Source organism: Clostridium sp. CMCC3677 (genome assembly GCF_023845585.1).
Lineage (GTDB): Bacteria > Bacillota > Clostridia > Clostridiales > Clostridiaceae > Clostridium > Clostridium aquiflavi.
This window is the reverse complement of the sequence record NZ_JAMQHS010000010.1, coordinates 1-24429: the sequence shown is the minus strand read 5'-3', so window position 1 is coordinate 24429 and position 24429 is coordinate 1. Positions and strand designations below refer to the sequence as shown.

Sequence of the window (24429 nt, the reverse complement as noted above, 5' to 3'; positions counted from 1 at the left end):
ATTTAAAATATATTATCTTTATTATATATTATAGGCATATCTACTACAAATTAATATTTTATTTTTACATTTTTATACACAAAAAATAAGTGTAGATGTTTAAATCATATTTCTACGATTTTCATCTACACTTATACAGTACCAAAAGACTAGCTACTTTAAATTTGTAAATAGTCCTTAATGTACTTATTTATTTCTTTTTATTTTTTTCCTGCTTTATGAGTTTCTTTTTTTTCTTTATGATTTTCCTTCATTGTTTCTTTTACTTGTTTGCGAGCTTCCTTTATTGTTTCCTTTGTTTCTTTGTGAGCTTGCTTTGTTGTTTCCCTTGTTTCTTTCTGAACTTCTTTAATTTTATCTTTTGCTTCTTTATTAGTAAGTCCTGTGATATCGACTCCTAAATTTGTAGCTCTTTCAGCAAATTTTGCAAGCTGTTTTGCTTCAATAGCTGCTTTTACTTTAGCTTTTGCATCTTCTTTTGATAATCCTGTTATATCTACACCAAGCTTTTCAGCTATCTTTGCAAGTCTTTCTGGTGTATTTAAGTTATTCTCATCAATAGTTGCTTTTATTTTAGCTTTTAAATCTTCTTTTGATAATCCTGTAACATCTATTCCAAGTTTTGTAGCTGTTTCAGTAAGTTTTGCAAGCTGTTTTGCTTCCATAGCTGATTTTATTTTAGCTTTTGCATCTTCTTTTGATAATCCTGTTATATCAACACCAAGTTTTTCAGCTATTTTTGTAATACCTTCTGGTGTATTTAATTTATTTTCGTGCATAACAGCTTTTATTTTAGCTTGTATTTCTTCTTTTGATAATCCTGTTATATCGATTCCAAGTTGTAATGCTAATGCTTCTCTTATCTTAGTTCTTGCATCTTCATTTGATAATCCTGTTATATCAACGCCAAGTTCTGTTGCTCTTTGAACTAACTTTGCATTTATTTCTGTTTCACTAATTTGTTGTACTTCTTCATCTGTTTCTACATTTGCTTCAACATCACCATCAATATTATTATAAGTATCTGATTCAATAGTTGATTCAACACTTGCCTCAGTTGTTGTTCCGGTAGTTGGTACCCCTGGCAAAGTAGTTTCAGCTACGCTTATACCAGTAGTTACATCTTGAGATATAATTTCACTTGCAAATACTGGAACAACAGTTGACATTGTCATTATAGTTGCAACAGAAATTGCTAATATTTTATTTTTTTTCATAATTTTCTCTCCTTTAATCCATTATTTTACTGATTTGAATTTAAACGCATTCGTTAATGATTAATTTAAATATATAATAAAACTTTTTTGTGAAATTTATGTGAAATCTATAAATAATATACTTTTTGCTACAACTTTCAATTTATATTAGAAATATCTTGAAAATCTTCATTAACAGAAGCAAGTATAAAGCGTTTATTTTTTTAGTTCATTAAATAAATACACTTTTTTAAAATAATTTTTTGACAATTCATTTGACGAATTTTATTTAAAGTCTTTATTTATCTAATTTATAATACAATTTGGTATTTCAAGAGAAAAAATTACACCATCTTCTGTATTTTTCACTTCAGTTGTACCTCCATGAAACTCTACTATTAATTTTACAATTGATAATCCTAATCCATGACCTCCATATGTTCTACCCCTTGCTTTATCCACCTTATAATATACATCCCAAATTTTTTCTAAATCTTTCATTTGTATGTGGCTTCCTGTGTTAAAAACATTTATTTTTATTCCATCTTCTTTATTTTCAACAGTTAATTCAATAATTCTTCTTTCATCTACATGATCAATAGCATTTGTAATAAAATTATTTACAGCTTTTTCTAGCATATGGCTATCAGCAGATATCACATAATTATTTACGCACTTTAAATCAAAATCAATGCATTTATCAATAAATGTTTGATTAAATCGTTCTACTATATTAGATATAAGATCACTAATATCAAAACTCGTCTTATTTATTTTAACCATTCCAGATTCCATCATAGAATGATTTAAAAGTTCCTGTACCAGTTTATCCATCCTGTCGCATTCTTCAACTAGAACTGAACAATACGTATCCATCTTTTCCTTATCATAAGCCACACCATATTTAAGTCCTTCAGCATATCCTTTAATTATACCTATTGGAGTTTTTAATTCATGGGACATATCCCTTACAAGTTGTTTTCGTTTCTCTACATCTTGCTTAAGTTCATTTATACTAGTGCTTAATTTTTCAGAAATTTTATTAATGCTTTTTCCTAAATTTCCAATTTCATCGTGTAAATTAATATCTACACGTTTATCAAAGTTAAGATTTGATATATTTTCTGCAACATTACTCATTTCTATAATTGGTTTTGTTATCTTTTTTGAAAAAATAAGTATAAATATACCTCCAATAGCAATTACTATTGCTGCTGCAAACATATAAAATTGATTTGCTATTGAGGCACTCTCATAAATACCCTTAAGAGATTTATTTAAAATAATAAATTTCCCATTATTCATTCGTGAAATAAAAATTAATTTATTCATATTATCATCATGTTTTTGCTCAATATAATATACATATTTATTTGAAAGTTTATCTTCATTTTCTAAAATAGTTTGTTTGATTTCTTTAGATAACCCTCTATCTTTATTAGGTTCTTTTTTAGGAAAAGAATTATGTTCTATGTTAAGATTTTCATTAACAATAATAGTTCTTATATTATCAATACTATCTATCATATTTATATACTCATCTATATTTTCTTTATCATCAATATACTTATTACTAATTTTTTCATTCATTGATAGAAAAATTCTTTTATTTTTATAAATATAATATGATTCTAAAAATATTGAATTTAAAAATATCCCACATAGAACTAAAAAAATCATAACTACTGTAAATATGAAAAGTAACTTTGTCCTAATTGTTTTCATTGTCTTTTCCTTCAAACATATATCCACTACCTCGTACTGTCTTTATATATTTTCCACAGTCTAAAAGTTTAGCCCTTAAAGTTTTTATATGTGTATCTACAGTTCTTGCATCTCCACAAAAGTCATATCCCCATACTTTATTTAATATTTGATCACGTGATAATACTCTTTCACTATTTTTTATAAAACAAATTAGAATATTATATTCTTTATGGTTTAACTTAACTTCCACATTATCTACTATTACTTTATGTGTTTCTTGATTTACTTTTATCTTTCCTTGAATTACTTGATAAAAGTTTTTTTTCTTTAATTTTCTTACAATTGTGTTAATTCGAGCAATAAATATTTCATAACTAAAAGGCTTTGCAATATAATCATCTGCACCTTTTTTAAGTCCAATAACCTCATGTTTTTCATCTCCCAAGGCTGTAAGCATTATTATAGGCACATCTGAATATTCCCTAATTTCTTTAAGGACTTCTAAGCCATCATATATAGGCATCATTACATCTAATATAATAAGATCAATATCCTTTGAACTAAAAAAGATATCTATTGCTTGTTTGCCATCACAGGCTTCCACTGGTATGTATCCTTCTTTTCTTACAATATCACATATAAGTTCTCTAAAGACTCTATCATCCTCTGCTATAAGAATTTTGATATCCATAATTACACCTTCTTATCTTTAGTTTTTATTACTATAATAACATAATCAAGAATATTTTTTTATCCTTTATTAATATTTCAAAAAACGTAAACAAAGTGACTATACCACGTTTCAATGAACAATTTATAATTGACAATGTACAATTAAGGTTGAAAGCCATTGGCTTTCTTGAAAAATATATATTTAGAAATCACGTTGTGATTTCATCTTAAATTGTCAATAAAAAAACACCCCGATATTTCTACCGAGGTATTATATAGTCTAGATTCGTAATTTTTAACTTTTTATTTTAATCTATTATTTCTTTTTATTCTTTTTTTTATCTATTTCTTGTTTTTTGGGTTTAATTCCATAAGCGTTTATATACATTTCTTTTATTTCACTCATTAATGGATATCTTGGATTAGCTCCAGTACATTGATCATCAAATGCTTGCTCAACCATTTCATCTAGTGAATTATAGAATTTATCTTCACTTACGCCAGCTTCTTTTATTGTCATTGGCATATTAACTTTTCTTTGTAATTCTTCTACTGCCTTAATTAATAATTCAACTTTTTCGCCATCAGAATCTCCTCCTAAATGTAAATAATCTGCAATTCTTGCAAATCTATATTCAGCATTTGGATATTTGTATTGAGCAAATGCTGCTTGTTTAGTTGGAGCATCACTTGCATTAAATCTTATTACTTCATTTAATAATAATGAATTTGCCATACCATGTGGTAAGTGATGGAAAGCTCCTAATTTATGAGCCATTGAGTGACAAATTCCTAAGAATGCATTTGAGAATGCCATACCTGCCATACATGAAGCATGCGCCATTTTTTCTCTAGCTTTAATATTAGTTAAACCTTCATTATATGCTTGTGGTAAATATTTAAATACTAATCTTATAGCTTCTAAAGCTAATCCATTAGTAAATTCAGATGCCATTATTGAAACATAAGCTTCTATAGAGTGAACTAATACATCTATACCTGCACAAGCAGTTAATCCCTTAGGAGAAGTCATCATAAGTTCTGCATCAACTATAGCCATATCTGGAGTTAATTCATAATCAGCTAATGGATATTTTACTCCACTTTCTTCGTCAGTTATAACAGCAAATGGTGTTACTTCTGATCCTGTACCTGCTGATGTAGCAACTGCAACCATCATAGCTTTTTCGCCTAAAACAGGGAATTTAAATACTCTCTTTCTTATATCCATAAATCTCATGGCTAAGTCTTCGAATCTAATTTCTGGATGTTCGTACATAACCCACATGATTTTAGCAGCATCCATAGCTGAGCCTCCACCAAGAGAAATTATAACATCTGGATCAAAACTTAACATTTCTTTTGCTCCGGCTTTAGCACATCTTAAAGTCGGATCTGGTTCAACCTCAGAGAATATCTTATATTGAATCTTATTTCTTTCTAATACTTCTGTAACTTTATCAGTATATCCTAAATTAAATAATACTTTATCAGTTACAATGAATGCCTTTTTCTTACCCATATCATGTAATTCTTGTAACGCTATTGGTAAACATCCATATTTAAAATAAGTTTTTTCAGGAACTCTAAACCAAAGCATATTTTCTCTCCTTTTAGCTACAGTTTTAACATTAATCAAATGCTTAGGTCCAACATTTTCTGAAACTGAGTTTCCACCCCATGAACCACAGCCTAGAGTTAAAGATGGAGCTAACTTAAAGTTAAATAAATCTCCAATAGCACCTTGAGATGCTGGCATATTTATAAGTGTTCTAGCAGTTTTCATTCTAGCGCCAAATGCAGCTATTCTGTCTTTACATTTTATTTCATCCGTATAAAGTATAGAAGTGTGACCCATACCACCTAATATTATTAGTCTATCAGCTTTTTCTAATGCCTCTTCATAAGATTTAGCTCTGTACATAGCAAGTACTGGTGATAATTTTTCATGAGAGAAAGGTTCTTCTAGTTCTACAGATTCAACTTCTGCAACTAATACCTTTGCACTTTCTGGAATATTAACACCACCCATAGCAGCTATTTTATATGCTGGTTGGCCTACCATATCAGCATTTAAGCCTCCCTTTTCATTTAAAATAATTTTTCTTACTTTATCTACTTCATCACCTTTTAGAATATAAGCTCCTCTTGCAGCTAATTCCTTTTTAACTTCATCATAAACTTCATCTAATACAACAAGTGATTGTTCTGATGCACAAATTACTCCATTATCAAAAGTCTTAGATAAAAGAATTGAGTTAACAGCCATCTTGATATGAGCTGTTTCATCTATAATTGCTGGAGTATTTCCTGCTCCAACGCCTAATGCTGGTCTTCCTGATGAATATGCTGCTTTAACCATTGCAGGTCCACCTGTTGCAAGGATTATGTCACATTCTCTCATAACATTTTGAGATAATTCAACTGAAGGTTCATCTATCCAACCAATTATTCCACTTGGCGCTCCTGCTTTAACTGCTGCATCTAAAACTATTTTTGCAGCTGCAATTGTAGCATTTTTAGCTCTTGGATGTGGTGATATTATTATTGCATTTCTAGTTTTTAAAGCTATTAAAGTTTTAAAAATAGCTGTTGAGGTAGGGTTTGTTGTTGGAACAATAGCTGCTATAACTCCTATTGGTTCTGCAACCTTTGTAACTCCATATGTAAGATCTTCTTCCAGCACTCCACAAGTTTTCATATCTTTGTATTGATTATATATGTATTCAGCTGCGAAGTGATTCTTTACAACTTTATCTTCTACAATACCCATGCCGGTTTCTTCTACAGCCATCTTAGCTAACTTAATTCTATTATCATTAGCTGCCATAGCTGCTTGCCTAAAAATTTCATCTACTTGTTCTTGTGTAAACTGAGCATATTTCTTCTGTGCTTCTCTTAATTCTTTAATTTTTTGAGTTAATTCTTCAGGGTTTGTTACCTTCATTACTTATTCCTCCTAAAGCAAATATGTTTTTTTAATTTTAAAAAAAATAATAAAATATTATTATATTTTCTTATTAATTTTTAAATAATCCTAATTAATTTACACTATATATTGTTCTATTATTTGCTTTTAATTATCCAAGTAAAATAAAGTTTTTATATAATTATTAGCTCTGTTTTTAATGTATTTTGATATATACAATAGGTAAAGTGGCATTGTAATTGGACTTTGAGAATTCTTAAGTGAGAATCTAAATTTTATATTTAGCTTTTTGAACTTACTCAGCTAAGTCGAGTTTCCTTTTTATATTCATATTTACTGCTTATCTCAATTTTATATTGGGAGCAAGCTAAAATGTGACTATAATCATTTTAGTATTCCTAAGTTCAATTACTCAGTCCAGCTTTACTTATGAATATATCAACATTATCTTAAAATATACCCTTATAAAAACATTTAAGTTTTATTTTAATTTAGATAAATCTATTGTAAATTCTTCTCCTACTTGTTTGTATTCACCATCCATCTTTCCACTATTTTCTGGATATTTAGCTGCATATGGAGTTAATTTTAATAATTTTGCATTTTCATTAAGATTTCCATCAATATTTTGTATTTTAAATAGTCCCGAATTATTATTGCCATAAGATAAATAAAATTCTACTTTATTCCCTAAATCATCAGTTCCTTTTAACTCAACAGCATAATCTGATTTTATTTTAGGTGTATTTATTGAAGCATAAATCTTTTGACCAAGTGAATTGTCTGTATATTTTTCTAATATATATTCATTACCATTTTCTAGTGTGAATTTATTGTTAAGTGACATTTCCTTAGTATCTATTCTTAATTGATCACCATTAGTCTTAAATTCAAAATTCCACTTTCCTTTTTGTTCTTTATCATTTATCATTACATTTGAACTTACAAATTTTATATTTAACTCTCCATTTAAATCGCAATTTTTTAAACTATAAGTAATTACTGATTGTGTAGTATAGTCATCAATGTTTCTAGATCTCCCACTAGATCCAGTATTCAATTCTTTTCCATTTACAGAAATACTATTAAATCCGTGCCAAGATTCATCTTTTTCTAACTTTTTATCATAAATTACATCTAACTTTTTATCATAAATTACATTATAAGAAACTGTCATTTCATCTCCATCTAATATTACTTCATTTAATTGAACTGTTATTCCTTTATCTGTTATTGATTTATTTATAACAGTTTTATATTCATCTAAGTTTCTTTCTATTCCTAAAAAACTAGCTATATCATTACTAATTATATAACTGACCTTTGATAGTGCAGAGACTCCTATATTACTTCCCAACATCCCTATTGTTAATGCTACAATAATAGTAGCTGTTATCATCCCTCTTTTTCTAGGTTTCTTTTTTGAGATTGACTTTCTAAAATTAGATTTTATTTTTTTCTTCTCTAAGTCATTAAAGTCTTCTTTCTCATAATCATCAATATTTATATTAACTTCATTCAACATATCATATATATCTTTATTCATATTTCTACCCTCTACTTTCTAATATCTTAAATATTTTTTGAATCTTTTTCTTTCCTCTCGATAATCTGTTATATACGACTTCTCTCTTAATTCCCATTTCTTTTGTTATATCACTTATATCTTTCTCATCAACATATAACTTATAAAATAGATCTCTATCTTTTTCTTTTAAACAACTTAACATCTCTTCAATATCAGATTCTAATTCACTCTTTACAATCTCTTCATGAACATTATCTGGAGTACTTATATTTAAATCATCTATATTTTCATATTCTAATCCTTTTAAATATTTTCTCTTATAATCAATACACTTAAACTTGGCTATTCCAGCAACCCAATTTTTAAAATCACCTTTGTTTTCATCAAAACTTTCAATATTATTCCAAATACCCAAAAGTATATCGTTAATACATTCATCTTGAATACTTTGTAGATTATATAAATGCTTTTTAACTATAGATTTAATAATCCACCCATAATTATCAATGACATAATCTAAAGCTTTTTCATTTTTCTTTCTTAATTCAAAAATAAAGTTTCCTTCTTCAATTTTCATTTTTAACCTTCTCCCTAAAGCAAGCTTGCAATATTAATTTAGGCATATTAAAAATAATATTTATTCAACTAACTTTAAACATGCCTTATCCCTTACACTTAATACTTCGTTTAAAATGTACTATATCTATCATCTCTTATATAAATTTCTATTTAATTTATAGTTTTAAATAACAAAATGCATATAAAAATAGGACTATATGTATATCTTAAATATACAATATAGTCCTGTTTAGCCTTTATTATTAGTTTTATTCTCTATTTTAATAAAGTGTTGATGTATCCATAAGTAAACCATGATAAAATAATTGCATATACCAACACATATTTAAAAACAGAGCCTATTTTTTAAACTTAAATTCTTTATATACTTTCCAAGTTCCTTCAGTCCAATTATATATTGTAACATTATCAAACAAACATTCAAATTCACAGGAATACTGATTTATATATTCCCATATCTTTGTATAAATAGATCTTATTCTTTTTGATGCTAAAGTTATATGAAATATTTTATCTTTTCCATCACTTTTGTCAAATTCAATATATGGAACTAAGCTCATTTTTTCTATTATTTTATCATGAATTATTTTACCTTCATCAGACATCTCTACATTCATATACACTACTCTATCACCAAAATGATCATAACCACTTATTTTAAAAGGTGCCGTCTTTTCTGTTTGAGTTACTTCTTCAAGAATATTAATTAATTCTGTAATATCCCCATCATATTCAAAAGGAGCTTTAATAGTAAAATGAGCTGGTAATTTAGACGATTTTGCCTTTAAATTCTTAAAAAGCTCTCGCCTTAAATTATTATTAAAATCTCCTGCTTCTCCTTTTACTACGCATACTACTACATACCTCATAAAACTTCTCCTTTTCTTTGTTATTTACTTATTATTACCTCATTTCCTATTTCGTATTTATCTATTTTACTTATATTAAAATCAAAATTCACATCCATAGTTTTATCTTTTGGTACATTGTTAAATTCTACAACATATCCAAACTCATCATTTAGGTCTTTATAAAAACTCATATTCTTTCTACTCTCATAACTATTTGAATAATTGACATTTTTAATGTCGAATTCATAATTCATAAACATATTACTTGCCATTAAAAGACCTGCTTTATCTGTATTTCCTTTACAATAAACTTTTATTTTATTGTCTTTTCTTTCTATATTATATATCTCTCCCTTAGTTCCATCAGAAAATTCAAATGATTTTAAATATCTAACATTACTAAGAGTTTCTTTATTAGAATTTAATTTTTCATTATTATTTATTTCATCTTCATTATATATTTTGTTTATTTCATCTCGAGACATATAACAAACTATTGGTATTAAGCTTAAATTTTGGTTACCTTTAACTTTATCATAAGTTGCTGATTTACTTTCATATGTTTCTATAATATTTTCATGGTTTGAAGAATGACTGCCTGATTTCTCTGTTTTATACATCCTATCTCCAGCTTTTAATATAATTAAAGAATATTGAGATTCTACAGGATCTTTTCGTCTTTCATCAAAGTCTTGCCATGGTGTAGTATACTCAAATCTTGTTCCCATAACATTAGACTCCAATTTATTTAATGTAAAATCAAATTCTGGTATTTTAGACGATGATTTCATTTCTAATGTATTTTTAAATGATTCTGAAAAATCTACATAAGCATCTATTCCTACATTAATTTTATAACTTGGAATTACTATATCCACTCTTAACTCTCCCTTTTCTGGAAATTCTTCATCGTCATCAATTTCTTTTTCTATAGTTAATAATAAAGTTTTATCGTTTATATAATCCTCTGATCCGCCTCCACCCCAGCAATCACTTTTTCCAAATGTAACTTCTGATATTATATTATTATAATTTTCTGTATCAAAAGGCTTATCACTTTGAATTTTCACTTGTACTTTTAAATCATGTTTTGTTCCAATAACATTATCTAATGTTACTTTAAAACCATTTTGTTCAACAGTTTTATTAATATTGATAGAATAATCTTTCTCTTTTTCGGAAATTGTATTTTCACAAATTACTGAAGCCTTATTTATATTATCATCTGCTAAAGCTTTAACTTGTCCTAGCCCTAAGCTTGTCATAAACACCATAACACCAAGTATTGGTCCTAATATTCTGCTTAATTTTTTATTTAACATTAAAATTCCCCCTTAATCATTTACTTATTTTTACTTTATAATTATATTCTACCATATCAAATCTTTTTATGCATATGTCTATACACATATCTCTCACCTTTCTAATACCTTGTAATTTATATTTAGAACAATTATTTTATGATATAATGTATATATTAATGCCAATTGGAGTGAAATGTATGAATAAGATTAAGTTAAGAAATTGTCAGTTAAATTTTAATAAATTAAAAGACATTATATGTATTGCAACTTTTGGAAGTTATAATGAAACTTGTTTTGATAAAAACAGAAGTGATATAGATGTTATGATCTTATCTATTAATGAACTTGAATGGGAAGATGAAATTGAAATTGAAGATTACTTAACTCCAATTCTAAAAAATTATTTTCAACATGATAATATACATATTACATTTATAACTGGTTTTGTTTATCCATTTGGTGAACTACTTATAAATAGTAATGATAAGATAATTATTTTAGAAGAAAAATATTTAGATTACGTTCTTGGATACTCTACTTTTAAAAGAGATAGAGAGTACTTAGAAATAATACGCGAAGAAAATTTAAAAGATTTAAAGGAGTATGAAATGGTTTATTATAAATACAAAAAAGAAAAACTAGAAGAAAATTTTTCTGAAAGTAAGGTTTTTTTAGTTAGAATAAGGGAATGTCTAAAAAGAAGTCCCAATAGTGAAGATGAAATAATTGATGAAGCTATGATATCTTATTTCAATTCTTTTTGTGAATTTATAATTGAAATAATTAATTTACAAACTGCACAAAAATATCTATAGCATCATCGAAAGATTTACCATATACTATCTATTACAGAATCTATCTTTTCAATAGCTTTTTCTATGGCCTTGGTTTTTTCTTCTTCTGTTGTTCCTGTTCCATCTACTAATAATTCTTTAAATTTTTCAATCCCCATAAATTTCATTATACTTTCTATATAATGAACACCTTTATCCATCACCATCTTTAGTAATACATTCATTTTTGCTCCAGATGATTGTATATATACAGCACCTCTTGGTTTATCATTTAATAACCCCTCTGGTTTTTCTCCATCTTTTATATCAACTGTTTTTCCATCCATAACTATACAATCAATGTATTCTTTTAATGGAGCTGGAAAAGACATACTCCACATTGGTGCAGCAATTACATATACATCTGCTTCTTTAAATTGATCTGTTAGTTTAACTATTTTATGAACTTCTTCTTGTTGTTTTTTGTCCAGTTTATTAAATGCTTCTTTATCTACTAGACAGCTTCTCTTTTCAAAATATTCATACTCAAGTCTTGGTATATGACACTTATATAAATCTAATTCCTCCATTTCAAAGTCATCATGTCTCTCTAAAAATCTATTTACAAAAGCTCTTCCTACAGTTTTACTTGCAGACAAATTTTCAGGCTTTGAGTTTACAGTTATATAAAGTAATTTTTTCATAAGAACACTCCTTGCACTCACCTATTTATTTTATTATTTGCAATTTAGTGTACTTAATACATTTAGCACAAATAAAGAAACTGTAAAAACTAAAAACTTGATAGTTCACAGTAATATACCTCATAGTTATACTATGGTAAAGGATTTTAAGAGAAAATAATCTATATTTGTATAAATTTAATTTTATTTACATAATTACTGGAATTATAATCCATAAATTATGTATAATAAGAATATAAAGTATTGAACACTCGTATTATTATGCGAGTGAGTTGTTTATTAAACTGTTTGATAAATTAGAATTTGGAGGTTAATCATGAAAAAATGGTATGATGAGGAGTACAAATTTGAAATTGAAGTAACTGGGTTTCTTCGCAGTGACCATACAGAGCGGTATTGCCGAAACGGCGAGGAAGTTGGGGATAAGTATACCTGCACCTATGGATGTCCCATAAATTCGGATGGACAGGGTATCTGTTCCAAGGTTATGATGATTATGTTCCCAATCATGGAGTCAGTCAGAAGTGGTGGAGATTTAGAGAATATTGGTGGCAATAGTAAATATAGCAAGGACATTGTATGCCCAGATGGCTGCGTCATGTTCAGGCTGACAGCAAAGAAACTTGACAATGAGAATTTTTATAAGGGAAAGTTTTTTGATTAGTTTTGATTTTTATTGTGCTAAGTTTGAAGATAACCGAAATATATAAATTCCAATTTATCAATTAGAATTTATGAACAATTTAAAATTATTAGGATTAAGAAGTAAAGTGGACAAATTAATTTGTCCACTTTTATACATTCTATTGTCAACACTGATTTTAAACAGAGCTGTAACTCTATTGTTATCTTCTATAATGGTAACTTAATAACGACCTTTGCTCCACCCATTTCCTTTGAATTTTCTAATATAAGATTTCCACCATGTTTTTTTATAATATTTCTAGTTATATATAAACCCATACCATAATGATTTTTAGAATTTCTACTTTTATCACCTTGATAAAACTGTTCTGTTGCTGAATCTAATTCTTCCTTAGTAAAACCTCTTCCATTATCTTCAATTGTAAAACTTATATACTTATTATTAGAATCAACACTAAATAAAATTTCACCTTTTACAGGACAATAATCAATTGCATTGGTAATAATATTTATAATCGCACGTTTTAAAGATACCCTATCAACGATAATTATTTCTATATTTGTTTTAACTTCATTTATAAATTTAATTTGCTTATCTTTTATTAATAAGATTCCTTGCTCTATTATTTCATTTATAAATATCTTTAAATTCACATTTTCCTTTTTAAGCATAATTTCTTTTTCTGATTTCATAATTTCTATTAAAGATTTTATATAATACTCCATATTTTTAATTTCATTTAATATATTTTCATTAAATACCATAGCATCCGAATTTAAATTTAATTCCCTTAGTAGTTCTGAATTACCTTTAATTATAGTTAATGGTGTTTTTATGTCATGTGCTAAAGCTGCTATCTGATCTTTTCGTGATTTTTCTAAATTCCACTGTTTATTAAGTGATACATTTAATTCTAATCTCATTTTGTCTAAAGCCGATAGTACTTCGTTAACTTCAGTTATACTTGATTCTTCTGTCTCAAAATTTAGATTCTCTACCTTTATGCTTTCAGTAATATTTTTTAAAATCTTCATTTCTTTAGCTACTCTTTTACTAAAGCATTTAGATAATATTATTACTCCTAATATAAATGTTATAATAAATAAAATTACTGGACACCCTTCAGCACTTGGAAGATATTTACGTAAAATTGGATTAGAGAACTGAGCTGTTAATTTATATCTTACAGCACAAATTTCATTGCCTCTTGGTATTATCTTATAATAATTATTACCATAACTAGTTCTATCATCTTTAATCATTTTCCATATTTTTAATGCATTTTTTTCTGATACATTGCTACTAATAATTTTTCCATTTAAATCATATACTACATAGTTACATTCTTCTGGTATAAATTCTGATACTTCTTCTGTAACCATAATCTGGTTTCTGTTTTTTTCTACTGTTTGTTCATAATAATTGGCAGGTAAAATCATTCCACTTCTAAGTCCTATAATAAATACTAATGCGATTATTATAATTTGAAGAACTGTAATTACACAAAATGTAGCTATATACATAGCAAATATTTTAGCTATACTTTTTTGTTTCTTTATTCTTTCCACTTATAGCCAATCCCCCAAACAGTTTCTATGGTATTTATACCTCTTACTTTTAATTTATTTCTTATATTTTTAATATGTTCTACAATGGCAGTTGTATCACTATGACCATCAAATCCAAAGACGCTTTCATAAATTTGCTCCTTTGAAAATACTTGCCCATGATTTAATGCTAAATATTCACATATATTATATTCACTTTTGGTAAATGAAATTAACTCTTCATCATGATATACTTCTTTTGCATTCATATAAAATTTAAGTTCGGAAATATAAAAAGCATTTTGTTTTTCTCTATATTCTCTTCTTAAATGTGCATTTACTCTAGCTCTTAGTTCACTTATGCTAAAAGGTTTTGTTATATAATCATCACCGCCAAAACTAAGTCCCTTAACTATATCTTCTTCCATAGTCTTTGCAGTTAAAAATAAAATAGGGCAATCTACTAAATTCCTTATTTTATTGCACAAAGTAAATCCATCAATTTCTGGCATCATTACATCCAAAAGTATTAAATCGTATTTAGTGTATTGGTTATATGATATTTCATTAGCATTGGAAACAGTAGTTACTATATGGCCTTCTTTTTCTAATGCAACTTTTATAATATTTAATATTCCTAATTCATCATCTATAGCTAAAATAGCAGCCACATTTATTCCCCCTAAAGATTAACAATTTTCTCATTAATATATATTAATTATACTAAAATAAGATATAATTCAAAATATTATAACCATACATAAAGATGTTATTGAAATTTCAACATTATTTTAAACATACTTTGTACCTTCATAAAATTTAAACCAGATTCCAAAAAGTACTCCTAATAAAATAGTTAATACAATGCTATTTTGAGTTCCAACGTAAATGCTTGCAAACTCATTAGAGTTTATTCCACTATTTACCCAATTAACAGTAAAATAATCTACAAGTCTTATTCCCCATGCACATGGTAGCCACTGCCATATTCCATCTCCAAGTCCTGTAATCATCAATGCAGAAATTAAACTTTCAAATATACCCATTCCAATAGATCCGCCGTTGCCTAATATAAAACTTATCCATAAATGAAATAGATAAAGAAAAATCTGACTTCCAAATATAAGTAAAGTTTCATAAGCATAAAAATTTAAAGGTAATACATTTTGCTTTAAAATATATTGAAATCCAATAAAAAAGATCCCTATTGCTAATATAGTAGATAAAAATCCTGTGCAAAGTAATATAAGAACTTTACTTAAAAGGCATCTTCCTTTTCCATATTCAGTTCCTAAAATTTCTTTAAATCCTCCAGCCATAGATTCTTGTTCTACTACCATTGAAGTTACAATACCTATTACCATAGGAAATATTAAGGATATAACTTCTAAATATCCCTGTACCTTACTTAGGCTACTCCATGATGAAAAAGAAAAATACCATAAGAATATAAATGCACCTATAACTGGTACACAAATGTGAACCCAGTAAAATGAGGTACGCTTTAACTTAATAAAATCTGCTTTCATTAAACGTAAAATTGTATCCATAATTATTATACCTCTCTTCTTTCATACCATTTAGCACTTAAATAAGTTAATATTAAAAATAAACTAGTTGAAACTATTATGCTAAATGGAATAGATGAATAAGAAAGTAGTTCTGGAGTAAATGTTTCACTTTCTGGTACTGCTAATAAGCCATTAGGTAAAACCCCTAAAACTGGACACATAATTCTAAATGGATAAGAAAAAGGAATCATCCACCAATAACTTTCTACAGCCATAATTCCAAAGAAAATATTAGCTCCTAAACCTAAAATTATAGTCCCAAATAATCCAATCTTATTTTCTAAAAAAATATTTAATGGAACTTGCCACATAAAAGTAATAATAAGTAATGTTGTAGCATAGAATCTGTTTACTAAAGCAATTTCCTTTATACCATCTATATTGATTAAATATACACCTAACTGACTACATACTAAAATAATAGTACATGAAATAGATAAATTCTTTATTCCAATTAAAATCTTCGCAAACCATACTTTCTTCAAATCTATAGGAAGTGCTATTACTGCTTTATTTTTCATATTTCCATCAATTCTACTTAATAAACAACATCCTAATGACAGTGATCCTGGTAGCATCATATTATACCACCAGTTATAACTATCAACTTGAAAATAATCTACTGCAAAAAACATTGATAACAAAATGGTGAATATAGGGGCTAACCATACAAGTTTGTTAATAAAAGTGTGTTTTGTTTTTTTATTCTCTGCTAAAAAATATTTAAGCATTTTTTATACCTCCCTTCTATACTTTCCAGCAATATCTACAAATAATTTTTCTAATTCTTCACCTTTTCTTAGTTCTCCTTGATATCCTAAAACACCACCACATATAATTCCAATATGATCAGCAATTTGTTCTACTTCGCTTAATATATGACTTGATAATATAACTGTAATTCCTTTGCTAGGAAAAGATTTTATGAGTTCTCTAAGTTCTTGTATTCCAAAAGGATCTAGACCATTAGTTGGTTCATCTAAAATAAGTAGTTTAGGACTATTAAGTAATGCAATGGCAATTCCAAGCCTTTGTTTCATTCCCATTGAAAACTGTCCTGATTTTTTCTTTCCAGTATTTTTAAGCTCTACTATATCAAGGACTTCATCAATTCTTGAATCTGAAAGTCCCAGTACTATGGTTCTAACTTTTAAATTTTCTCTTGCACTTAAATTTTCATATAATGGAGCACTTTCTATCAAAGATCCTATTAACTTCAAATCCTTTCTACTCCACTTATGATCATTAAATAATATTTCTCCAAAGCTAGGCTGAATCATCCCTGTAATCATCTTTAATATAGTTGATTTTCCTGCACCATTAGGCCCTAATAAGCCATAAATAGAATTTCTTTCAACTTTAATAGATATGTCCTTAACTGCCTCTTGTTTTTTAAATGTCTTACTTAAGTTTTTTGTTTCTAATATAATATCTTTCATTTTTTTATTCCTCCCTACAATAAAAGAATAAATCCTAATTATAAGGAAACTATAAGGAAACAAAAAAAGATTCATCACTAAAAATTGATGAATCTTATTATTTTCCTATATTAAATTCTAAATTGTAGGCTTTTTATAGCTTTGTTTAAATATGTGTTTATATATGCGATAGGTAAAGTGGCATTATAATTGGACTTTGAGAATACTTAATGAGTATTGTCATATTTACTGCTTGTCGCAATTTTATATTGGGAGCAAGCTAAAATAGGACTATAATCATTTCTAGTATTCCTAAGTTCAATTACTCCGTCCACTTTACTTATGCATATATAAACAACATCACTAATTTTACTAATCTATAGTAAGATTAATTCCATTTTCTTTTAAATATTCATGACACTTCTTATAATTTGGCATGACTTCTTCTACCCTGTTCCAGAATTGTTTTGAATGATTTCTAAAATCCATATGACACATTTCATGTACAATAATATAATCAATTACTTCAAGCGGAGCCATGCTTATTCGCCAATTGAAGTAAGTTTCATTCTTTCTATTTATACTGGCATATCTTCTTTTTTGCTCTTTAACTGTTACTTTAGTTATCTTATCTTTAAACTCCAATTTGTGTACTCTTATTCTCTCTTTAACTATATCTAAAGTCTTACTTCTATACCAATTTTCTAAGGCTTTTTTTAGTTTGTCATTCTCATATGTATTAGTATTTATAAGAAACTTTGAAATTCCTTCTATATTTGTAGTTGAGCTCTCATTGATAAAATCTATAGATATTTTCTTGACTTTATCATTGAAAATCAAACAAATAGGATATTCCTTTCCTAAATACATAAAAGTACCACCATTTATAAATTCTCTTTTCACTTTCTTATTTAAAACAGTTTTTAATTCCCTCCTCTTTTCAATAATCCAGTCATGTTTTGAATTAACAAAATTTAATATATATTCTTTTGAAGTCCTCATAGGAGCTACAACTTGTACTTCTCCATTTATTTCTATTTTTATACAAATAGATTTTCTTTTTCTTCTTATAATCTGAAACTCAATAATTTCACCTTTGTATTCAAAATTCATTTAAACTCCTCCAACAGTTTAGGTTTTTATTAATCAATATAACTAAAAAGTCAGTAATAATTTTAAATTACTGACTTTTTATTCCTCGTATATTAATATAAAATTTTTTTATTAGCAATAATAAAAAATATATAATTACTACATTAATAAATAGTTCAAATATATTAATATTCATTCCTTTATTACCATTAAATAAATTAACAAATAAATTTAAATTACTCTCATTTAATTGATATATACATAAATATCTAAATGGAAATCCAAATGAATATTCAATTATACTTCCACCTTTTGTGATAGTAGCTGGTATAATAAATGTAATAATTATGGATATCATTATACTTAACTTAAACCCTATAGTTTGTATTCTCCTCATAATTACATCCTCACAGCAAGATATTTTTTCGTATTGTTAAACACCTATCTTTAAACAGTATAAATTATTAATATCTTTTTAACAATTCATTTTAAATAGCGTTACACAAGTATTTCATCTATCCATTTTATTGCCTTTTCTATATTTTCTTCTTTATTATTTTTAATTGGTTCAAGGAAATCAATTTCTCCTATAAAATTATTATTTGGAATTTCCTTCTTTATAATCTTAAAGAATTTTGATGCTCCACCGCCTCCATGGCAAGCGAATAATCCTATGTTTTTGTTTTTTATATTATAAGTATCTAAAAAAGTATTAAATGGCGGTGCATATGTTCCTACCCATATAGGTGTACCAATAAATATATTTTCGTATTTTTCTATATCAATGTCTATGTTCTTTAGCTTTGGCTTTTCTTTAAATAATACACTTTTGCCTCCCCAAAAGAACTTCTTAAATCCTGAATTACAATAATTCTTCTCTGGTATCAATTCTAAAATATCAGCATTCAATCTCCTAGCCATAGCATTTGCTATTAGCTTTGTACTTCCTTCTAATGAATAAAATACTACTAAATTTTTCATATATACTCCCTGCTTTTCACATTTATTTTAGTAAGATACTAATATTTAATTTCTACTATATTTAATATTAGAAATATGTATTAATTACTCAGTTTCTTGATAATTAAATTTTCATAATATCATATTCTTTATACTATTATATCATAAATTTAGACTTTGACTTAATGCAACACTTATATATAATTTTCTAAATTTTACCTAGATATATTTTCTTATATATGTTGTATAATCTAAAGTATATTAAGAAAAAGTATATTATTAAATACAATATATAATTTAATGGTTATTTTAAATATATCAACAAATTACTATAAGAATAAACTAATTTGAAAGATTAGTATTTTATTCTAAGGAATGAGAAAACTCTATATGTAATTTATTTTATACAAAGGAGTATTATTGATGGAGCAAATATTTAATACTATATTATCTAAGCTTGATTCCATTGAGCAAAATCAAAATTCAATAAAATTTGATATTAATGTTTTGCAATCTGATATTAATATATTAAAATCCGATGTTTCTTCTACTAAAATTGATGCAATTAAATTGCAATCTGATGTTTCAAATATAAATAAAAAACTTGATACCATTTACGATCAAACAGCAAATTTAACAGAATTCAGTACGGAAACTAAGGATAATTTAAATTCTATATCAGAAAAGGTAATCTAATATTAAATTTATAAAAATGGGTATAGTAAGTATTGCTTACTACACCCATTTTTATTTTTGCTTTCATTTTAAATATGTGTTTATATAGGCATTCTATTAAGATGTAATCTTAATCTACCTTTAGTACTCTTCCAGCATATTTCATATTAGATGTACTTAATGTACTTATCTTTATAAAATCTCCTGTATGAGGTGCATGAAGAAACTTATCATCCCCTATATACATTCCAATATGTGTTGAATTTGATGATTTATTAAATACCAAGTCCCCTGGTTTTAATTCTGATAAACTAATAGGTTTTGCAAAACTTTGTTGTTCCTCCGACACTCTAGGTAACTCTATTCCTTTTGTATTAAATACATATTGCATAAGACCTGAACAATCGAACCCTTCTGGAGTTGTTCCTCCCCATAAATACGGAATTCCTAAATACTTTTGAGCTTCATTAATTATAGCTTTTGCTTCAGCAGACATGTCAGATGGTAATGTTATTGGTATTATACTGCTTGTACTATCTACTAATATATCACTATTTTCTTGTACATAATCTATAAGTTGTTTCTTTTGGTCTTCTAAATCTGCAATATATTTTTCTATTTCCTCTTTATTTTTTTGTAACTCTTCATTTTCTTTTTCTATTTTCTTTTGCATATCATTAAGATTTTGCTCAGCATTTTTAGCTTCTTTAACAAGATTTTTATCACTCTTACACATTTGAGAAATTACTTCAACTTTCCCTACAGCATCCATTATATTTCCTGAAGTAAATAAAGCTTCTAAATATTTTAATGGTGTCACTTTAAAACCACCATTCATATGAACATTTCTTAACCTTTCAGATAACAGTTCATCCTTTTCTTCTAAATTCTTTTTAGCTATTTCTAGTTCTTCTTCATTTGCTTTTATTTCATTTTCCTTTTCTAGAATTTGCTCTTTATATTTATTTAACTTGTCCATGTTTGTTTCAATTTTACTATCATATTCTTGTATGTTTTGAATAACTTCATTTATACTTAAATTATTTGGAGCTGCAAGGACTGGTATAGTACTACTTACAGAATTTAAAAGTATAACTGCTGATATAATTATAGTTGTAAACTTCTTTTTCATCATATTCTCCTTATATAACTTTATACAATATAAAACCCTAATCTCCACTCCTTCATTTAATAACTATATGAGTAAATTTAATTTTATTAGTATAAAAGGTTACTTTTATTATAAATCAAAGTAAGTTCTTATTTTTTACGAATTTATTAATAATTTATTATTTTAAAAAAAAGTGGCTATATTAGCCACTTTCTACAAAATCTTAGCATTCCTAAGTTCAAATACTCCGCCCACTTTGCTTATGCATATATCAACACGCTACTAAAACAGAGCCATTATTTAAAATATTCTTCTAAAATTCTTCTATCAAGTTCTTCAAATTCATATTTTTCTAAATTATTTTTACTTATCCAATCTGCATCAGCATAACTTTTATCCAAAACATATCTTTCTCTCAGTACTCCAGTATATACCTTTACTGCTTCTTCTTCATTTATACTGAATTCTTTAAATTCTTCAAGTTGAAAAAGTACTGTCTTTAACATTTTATTTGCTGCTTTACTTAAAGATCTTTCACAATCTTTTTTTCCTTTTAAGGGTGTGTTAAGTAATGACCATATTTCCTGTTGTCCTCTTTTAACCTTCTTTTTTAAAACTAAAATGTTGTTAAAATCATCTTTTAATATTAATACACATCCAATAATATTCATAGCTGTATTCTCCCCACATTTAATCTCTTGTATTTTATTTATAAATAAATTATAACTCAATAGTCTAAATTATGAAACATATTTGACATAATTTTTAAATTAATAAAAGTTTTTAATAATGTGAATAGAAAATTTTTCACATCTTACTATTTTTATTAAATCCGATGCAAAATTAATAATTTAATATTATAAATTAAATTTTAAATGTATTCTTAAATATATTCTCATTTTTTTTAAAAATTTTTAATAATCTGCTAATTTAATCAAGATGTAAATATAAAAAAAATAAGTTATATTATACTTAAGAAAAGGTTTTAAACTAAAAAAATTATTATAAAATATTTTTAAAATCGGAGGGATTATTATGAACTATGGAACACTAAAAAAATCTAAATTACACTTAGTAGCTAATGCTACTAAAAATATCTCTCAAAATAAAAGTTTAGAAAATTCATTAGATTTATCAGAAATTTTAACAAAAATATGGAATCGTATTTCTAATTTATTTAATAATAACTCAGAAGCTATTTATGATCGTAACAAGTATTATTCTTATAATCATAATAATAAATATACAGTTGAAGATCCTACTGAGATAACATTAATTTCATCAAGAAGAACTTTTTATTAAAACGAATATTTTACAATTAATATAAATTTTATACAATAATTATTATTGAAGTCTCAAACTGTCTTAAAACAGTCTGAGACTTCCTTTTTTCATCTTTGAATAATCTCTGAATTTATTTAATATTTATACTTTAACTTAATATATTCCACATTTTGAGCTATCTTTTATGTAAAATCAATTGTGCAAAAACTTCCATATTCTCTGGTGTAATCGTATTAAATATGCTATAATTTAACTATACTTTAAATGAAAGGATGAATACATAATGAACGAACCAAAAATCGGACAAATATCTAAAAGAGAACTTATTGTTACAAAAGATACACTAGCAGTTAATGTTGGAAGTGGAAGCGTTGAAGTTTTTGCTACTCCAATGGTTGCAGCTATAATGGAAGGTGCTGCTGCTGATTTAGCTCAAACTTTTTTAGAAGATATTTATACTACTGTTGGTACAAAAATCACAGTAAATCATCTAGCAGCAACTGCAGAAGGTGTTAAAGTTTTTGCTGAAGCTGAACTTACAGCCGTAGACGGTCGTAAATATTCTTTTTCATTAAAGGCATTTGATAATAAAGGCTTAATTGCTACTGGTGAGCATGAGCGTGTATGTATAAAAAAAGATAGCTTTATAAACAAAGCAATTGAACGTAAAAATTCATAGTTTTGTTTTATATATTCCCAAAATCTTATTTAACCAAAAAGAGCCTAACAAAATGATTGCAAAAATCAATTTGTTAGGCTCTTTTCTACCCCTGAGGTCCAAAAAATGGTAATAAGAAAGGTTATTGCATTATATTAACAAGATCTCTAAAATCATCTCAAATTTTTTTACTCTATAATATGCTCATGATCATATATATGTTTTTCACAATATGCATAATCACCTTTACATTTACTACAATATCTAAACAACATATTAGGATCATCTTTATCCGTCATTCCACATACTGCACATTTATGTCTGTATTGTTTTTTATTTGCTTTTATTGACTTTTTATATTCACTCATTCTTATTACAGAACCTTTTCTAACTCTTGTTTCTTTATAATCACTTTTTCCAAAGAACAACAAGTAGTTAATTATTGGTACTATACATACAATTACACCTATAAATCCTCCACCATTAATTAATGAAGAAACTATATCAAATACTATTTTGGCCCATGCTAGATACCCTAACCATTTCATTTTTACAGGTATTATAAAAAATAATAATATAGTATATTCAGGAAATAGTTTTGCAAATGCTAAGAAAATTGATAATGTAACTGCTGCACCTGTTGCAGGAATTCCTGTTAAAAATGATATTATTATAGTACTTAACATTCCAACAAAAAAATAAACATTAAATTTAAATCCACCCCATACATTCTCTAATGTGGTGCCTACAATATAATCAAAATACAGACCTAATGCTACCATAAATATACTTCCACTTAAAGGCGGTATTAATACAAATGTAATAAGTCTCCAAATTTCACCATTCATTATAGCTTGTGGAGATAAAACTAATTTATTTACATAACTAAAGTTACCTAAAATAATGTATGTTACCGCATACACAAAAGCACTTAAGCTAATAACTAACCACATTAAATTAGGTATATAATATTTACCAAACTTTCTTTCTAGTTTATTAAGCCATTTCATTTGTGAACTTCCTTTCTAAAAATACTATTTGCTTTCTTATAATTTTACCATAAAGCTTTCCATAATAAAACAAAAAGCAGAGCCTTCCCAAACTCTGCTTTTCTTTTTCTATTGTATCTTAAGATACAATACTTTAAATTATGGCTATGTTTTAAATGTGTGTTGATATATGCAATAGGTAAAGTGGCATTGTAATTGGACTTTGAGAATTCTT

Annotated in this window: 25 protein-coding genes; 5 read left to right on the top strand and 20 right to left on the bottom strand. The window is 26.6% G+C overall.

Annotated elements, in window-relative coordinates; genetic code table 11:
* Positions 1–200: 200 nt before the first annotated feature.
* The 8 genes from NG901_RS13140 to NG901_RS13105 form a co-directional block, all read right to left on the bottom strand.
* Positions 201–1217, bottom strand: coding sequence for a hypothetical protein (locus NG901_RS13140; protein ID WP_252215427.1), 1017 nt, complete (start codon positions 1215–1217; stop codon positions 201–203).
* A 285-nt stretch (positions 1218–1502) separates the two neighbouring features.
* A complete protein-coding gene (locus NG901_RS13135) occupies positions 1503–2786 on the bottom strand; it encodes a sensor histidine kinase (protein ID WP_252215424.1) in 1284 nt (427 codons plus the stop codon).
* Between the two features lie 121 nt (positions 2787–2907).
* Complete coding sequence (locus NG901_RS13130; RefSeq protein WP_252215422.1) at positions 2908–3594, bottom strand: response regulator transcription factor; 687 nt, start codon at positions 3592–3594, stop codon at positions 2908–2910.
* A gap of 297 nt (positions 3595–3891) precedes the next feature.
* The gene (gene adhE / locus NG901_RS13125) at positions 3892–6522 is read right to left on the bottom strand and encodes a bifunctional acetaldehyde-CoA/alcohol dehydrogenase (protein WP_252215413.1); all 2631 of its coding nucleotides are present in this window, start codon (positions 6520–6522) and stop codon (positions 3892–3894) included.
* Between the two features lie 463 nt (positions 6523–6985).
* Positions 6986–8050, bottom strand: a complete 1065-nt coding sequence (locus NG901_RS13120) for a DUF4179 domain-containing protein (RefSeq protein WP_252215411.1) — start codon at positions 8048–8050, stop codon at positions 6986–6988.
* Positions 8051–8054: 4 nt separating this feature from the next.
* On the bottom strand, positions 8055–8609 hold the full coding sequence (locus NG901_RS13115; RefSeq protein ID WP_252215409.1) for a sigma-70 family RNA polymerase sigma factor: 555 nt from the start codon (positions 8607–8609) through the stop codon (positions 8055–8057).
* A gap of 340 nt (positions 8610–8949) precedes the next feature.
* Positions 8950–9480 carry a 2'-5' RNA ligase family protein gene (locus tag NG901_RS13110; RefSeq protein WP_252215407.1) on the bottom strand — a complete coding sequence of 177 codons (531 nt, stop codon included), beginning with the start codon at positions 9478–9480 and terminating at the stop codon, positions 8950–8952.
* Between the two features lie 20 nt (positions 9481–9500).
* The gene (locus tag NG901_RS13105) at positions 9501–10784 is read right to left on the bottom strand and encodes a DUF4179 domain-containing protein (RefSeq protein WP_252215405.1); all 1284 of its coding nucleotides are present in this window, start codon (positions 10782–10784) and stop codon (positions 9501–9503) included.
* A 179-nt stretch (positions 10785–10963) separates the two neighbouring features.
* Here NG901_RS13105 and NG901_RS13100 point away from each other — a divergent pair, with 179 nt between their 5' ends.
* Positions 10964–11581 carry a hypothetical protein gene (locus NG901_RS13100; protein ID WP_252215403.1) on the top strand — a complete coding sequence of 206 codons (618 nt, stop codon included), beginning with the start codon at positions 10964–10966 and terminating at the stop codon, positions 11579–11581.
* Positions 11582–11595: 14 nt separating this feature from the next.
* Here the strand turns inward: NG901_RS13100 and NG901_RS13095 are convergent, their stop codons facing one another.
* Positions 11596–12243 carry an FMN-dependent NADH-azoreductase gene (locus NG901_RS13095; protein WP_252215401.1) on the bottom strand — a complete coding sequence of 216 codons (648 nt, stop codon included), beginning with the start codon at positions 12241–12243 and terminating at the stop codon, positions 11596–11598.
* A gap of 316 nt (positions 12244–12559) precedes the next feature.
* Between NG901_RS13095 and NG901_RS13090 the strand changes: the two genes are divergently transcribed.
* The gene (locus NG901_RS13090) at positions 12560–12907 is read left to right on the top strand and encodes a TIGR04076 family protein (protein WP_252215398.1); all 348 of its coding nucleotides are present in this window, start codon (positions 12560–12562) and stop codon (positions 12905–12907) included.
* Between the two features lie 188 nt (positions 12908–13095).
* Here NG901_RS13090 and NG901_RS13085 read toward each other — a convergent pair whose 3' ends face one another.
* From NG901_RS13085 to NG901_RS13050, 8 genes are all read right to left on the bottom strand, one after another.
* Positions 13096–14457, bottom strand: coding sequence for a sensor histidine kinase (locus NG901_RS13085; protein ID WP_252215395.1), 1362 nt, complete (start codon positions 14455–14457; stop codon positions 13096–13098).
* Positions 14445–15107, bottom strand: a complete 663-nt coding sequence (locus NG901_RS13080; protein WP_252215392.1) for a response regulator transcription factor — start codon at positions 15105–15107, stop codon at positions 14445–14447. The genes NG901_RS13085 and NG901_RS13080 overlap by 13 nt, the downstream gene beginning before the upstream one ends.
* Before the next feature lie 120 nt (positions 15108–15227).
* Positions 15228–15986, bottom strand: a complete 759-nt coding sequence (locus tag NG901_RS13075) for a lantibiotic immunity ABC transporter MutG family permease subunit (protein ID WP_252215389.1) — start codon at positions 15984–15986, stop codon at positions 15228–15230.
* A 5-nt stretch (positions 15987–15991) separates the two neighbouring features.
* The gene (locus NG901_RS13070; protein ID WP_252215386.1) at positions 15992–16738 is read right to left on the bottom strand and encodes a lantibiotic immunity ABC transporter MutE/EpiE family permease subunit; all 747 of its coding nucleotides are present in this window, start codon (positions 16736–16738) and stop codon (positions 15992–15994) included.
* Between the two features lie 3 nt (positions 16739–16741).
* On the bottom strand, positions 16742–17446 hold the full coding sequence (locus NG901_RS13065) for a lantibiotic protection ABC transporter ATP-binding protein (protein WP_252215383.1): 705 nt from the start codon (positions 17444–17446) through the stop codon (positions 16742–16744).
* A 351-nt stretch (positions 17447–17797) separates the two neighbouring features.
* Complete coding sequence (locus NG901_RS13060) at positions 17798–18538, bottom strand: M48 family metallopeptidase (RefSeq protein WP_252215380.1); 741 nt, start codon at positions 18536–18538, stop codon at positions 17798–17800.
* 67 nt (positions 18539–18605) lie between these two features.
* Positions 18606–18914: a hypothetical protein gene (locus NG901_RS13055; protein ID WP_252215378.1), complete on the bottom strand. Its 309-nt coding sequence runs from the start codon at positions 18912–18914 to the stop codon at positions 18606–18608.
* 101 nt (positions 18915–19015) lie between these two features.
* Positions 19016–19498 (bottom strand): flavodoxin family protein, encoded by a 483-nt coding sequence (locus tag NG901_RS13050; protein WP_252215376.1) that lies wholly within the window; start codon positions 19496–19498, stop codon positions 19016–19018.
* Between the two features lie 402 nt (positions 19499–19900).
* On the opposite strand from NG901_RS13050, the gene NG901_RS13045 reads away from it, so the two are divergent.
* Positions 19901–20173 carry a hypothetical protein gene (locus NG901_RS13045; protein WP_252215374.1) on the top strand — a complete coding sequence of 91 codons (273 nt, stop codon included), beginning with the start codon at positions 19901–19903 and terminating at the stop codon, positions 20171–20173.
* 109 nt (positions 20174–20282) lie between these two features.
* Here NG901_RS13045 and NG901_RS13040 read toward each other — a convergent pair whose 3' ends face one another.
* Positions 20283–21284 (bottom strand): C40 family peptidase, encoded by a 1002-nt coding sequence (locus NG901_RS13040; protein WP_252215372.1) that lies wholly within the window; start codon positions 21282–21284, stop codon positions 20283–20285.
* A 275-nt stretch (positions 21285–21559) separates the two neighbouring features.
* Positions 21560–21934 (bottom strand): hypothetical protein, encoded by a 375-nt coding sequence (locus tag NG901_RS13035; protein WP_252215369.1) that lies wholly within the window; start codon positions 21932–21934, stop codon positions 21560–21562.
* 364 nt (positions 21935–22298) lie between these two features.
* Between NG901_RS13035 and NG901_RS13030 the strand changes: the two genes are divergently transcribed.
* Positions 22299–22565, top strand: coding sequence for a hypothetical protein (locus NG901_RS13030; RefSeq protein WP_252215366.1), 267 nt, complete (start codon positions 22299–22301; stop codon positions 22563–22565).
* A gap of 265 nt (positions 22566–22830) precedes the next feature.
* Positions 22831–23226, top strand: a complete 396-nt coding sequence (locus tag NG901_RS13025) for a thioesterase family protein (RefSeq protein WP_252215364.1) — start codon at positions 22831–22833, stop codon at positions 23224–23226.
* Between the two features lie 167 nt (positions 23227–23393).
* Here NG901_RS13025 and NG901_RS13020 read toward each other — a convergent pair whose 3' ends face one another.
* Positions 23394–24215 (bottom strand): rhomboid family intramembrane serine protease, encoded by an 822-nt coding sequence (locus NG901_RS13020; protein WP_252215361.1) that lies wholly within the window; start codon positions 24213–24215, stop codon positions 23394–23396.
* Positions 24216–24429 lie beyond the last annotated feature (214 nt).

What these genes read in the sequence shown, in the direction of transcription:
- NG901_RS13090 (WP_252215398.1), top strand. Translation starts at nt 12,560, where the DNA reads ATGAAAAAATGGTATGATGAGGAGTACAAATTTGAAATTGAAGTAACT.
- NG901_RS13050 (WP_252215376.1), bottom strand. Translation starts at nt 19,498, where the DNA reads ATGAAAAATTTAGTAGTATTTTATTCATTAGAAGGAAGTACAAAGCTA.
- NG901_RS13070 (WP_252215386.1), bottom strand. Translation starts at nt 16,738, where the DNA reads ATGCTTAAATATTTTTTAGCAGAGAATAAAAAAACAAAACACACTTTT.
- NG901_RS13040 (WP_252215372.1), bottom strand. Translation starts at nt 21,284, where the DNA reads ATGAAAAAGAAGTTTACAACTATAATTATATCAGCAGTTATACTTTTA.
- NG901_RS13030 (WP_252215366.1), top strand. Translation starts at nt 22,299, where the DNA reads ATGAACTATGGAACACTAAAAAAATCTAAATTACACTTAGTAGCTAAT.
- NG901_RS13055 (WP_252215378.1), bottom strand. Translation starts at nt 18,914, where the DNA reads ATGAGGAGAATACAAACTATAGGGTTTAAGTTAAGTATAATGATATCC.
- NG901_RS13035 (WP_252215369.1), bottom strand. Translation starts at nt 21,934, where the DNA reads ATGAATATTATTGGATGTGTATTAATATTAAAAGATGATTTTAACAAC.
- NG901_RS13105 (WP_252215405.1), bottom strand. Translation starts at nt 10,784, where the DNA reads ATGTTAAATAAAAAATTAAGCAGAATATTAGGACCAATACTTGGTGTT.
- NG901_RS13025 (WP_252215364.1), top strand. Translation starts at nt 22,831, where the DNA reads ATGAACGAACCAAAAATCGGACAAATATCTAAAAGAGAACTTATTGTT.
- adhE (WP_252215413.1), bottom strand. Translation starts at nt 6,522, where the DNA reads ATGAAGGTAACAAACCCTGAAGAATTAACTCAAAAAATTAAAGAATTA.
- NG901_RS13045 (WP_252215374.1), top strand. Translation starts at nt 19,901, where the DNA reads ATGGAGCAAATATTTAATACTATATTATCTAAGCTTGATTCCATTGAG.
- NG901_RS13140 (WP_252215427.1), bottom strand. Translation starts at nt 1,217, where the DNA reads ATGAAAAAAAATAAAATATTAGCAATTTCTGTTGCAACTATAATGACA.
- NG901_RS13135 (WP_252215424.1), bottom strand. Translation starts at nt 2,786, where the DNA reads ATGAATGAAAAAATTAGTAATAAGTATATTGATGATAAAGAAAATATA.
- NG901_RS13110 (WP_252215407.1), bottom strand. Translation starts at nt 9,480, where the DNA reads ATGAGGTATGTAGTAGTATGCGTAGTAAAAGGAGAAGCAGGAGATTTT.
- NG901_RS13020 (WP_252215361.1), bottom strand. Translation starts at nt 24,215, where the DNA reads ATGAAATGGCTTAATAAACTAGAAAGAAAGTTTGGTAAATATTATATA.
- NG901_RS13065 (WP_252215383.1), bottom strand. Translation starts at nt 17,446, where the DNA reads ATGAAAGATATTATATTAGAAACAAAAAACTTAAGTAAGACATTTAAA.
- NG901_RS13075 (WP_252215389.1), bottom strand. Translation starts at nt 15,986, where the DNA reads ATGGATACAATTTTACGTTTAATGAAAGCAGATTTTATTAAGTTAAAG.
- NG901_RS13115 (WP_252215409.1), bottom strand. Translation starts at nt 8,609, where the DNA reads ATGAAAATTGAAGAAGGAAACTTTATTTTTGAATTAAGAAAGAAAAAT.
- NG901_RS13130 (WP_252215422.1), bottom strand. Translation starts at nt 3,594, where the DNA reads ATGGATATCAAAATTCTTATAGCAGAGGATGATAGAGTCTTTAGAGAA.
- NG901_RS13120 (WP_252215411.1), bottom strand. Translation starts at nt 8,050, where the DNA reads ATGAATAAAGATATATATGATATGTTGAATGAAGTTAATATAAATATT.
- NG901_RS13060 (WP_252215380.1), bottom strand. Translation starts at nt 18,538, where the DNA reads ATGAATTTTGAATACAAAGGTGAAATTATTGAGTTTCAGATTATAAGA.
- NG901_RS13100 (WP_252215403.1), top strand. Translation starts at nt 10,964, where the DNA reads ATGAATAAGATTAAGTTAAGAAATTGTCAGTTAAATTTTAATAAATTA.
- NG901_RS13095 (WP_252215401.1), bottom strand. Translation starts at nt 12,243, where the DNA reads ATGAAAAAATTACTTTATATAACTGTAAACTCAAAGCCTGAAAATTTG.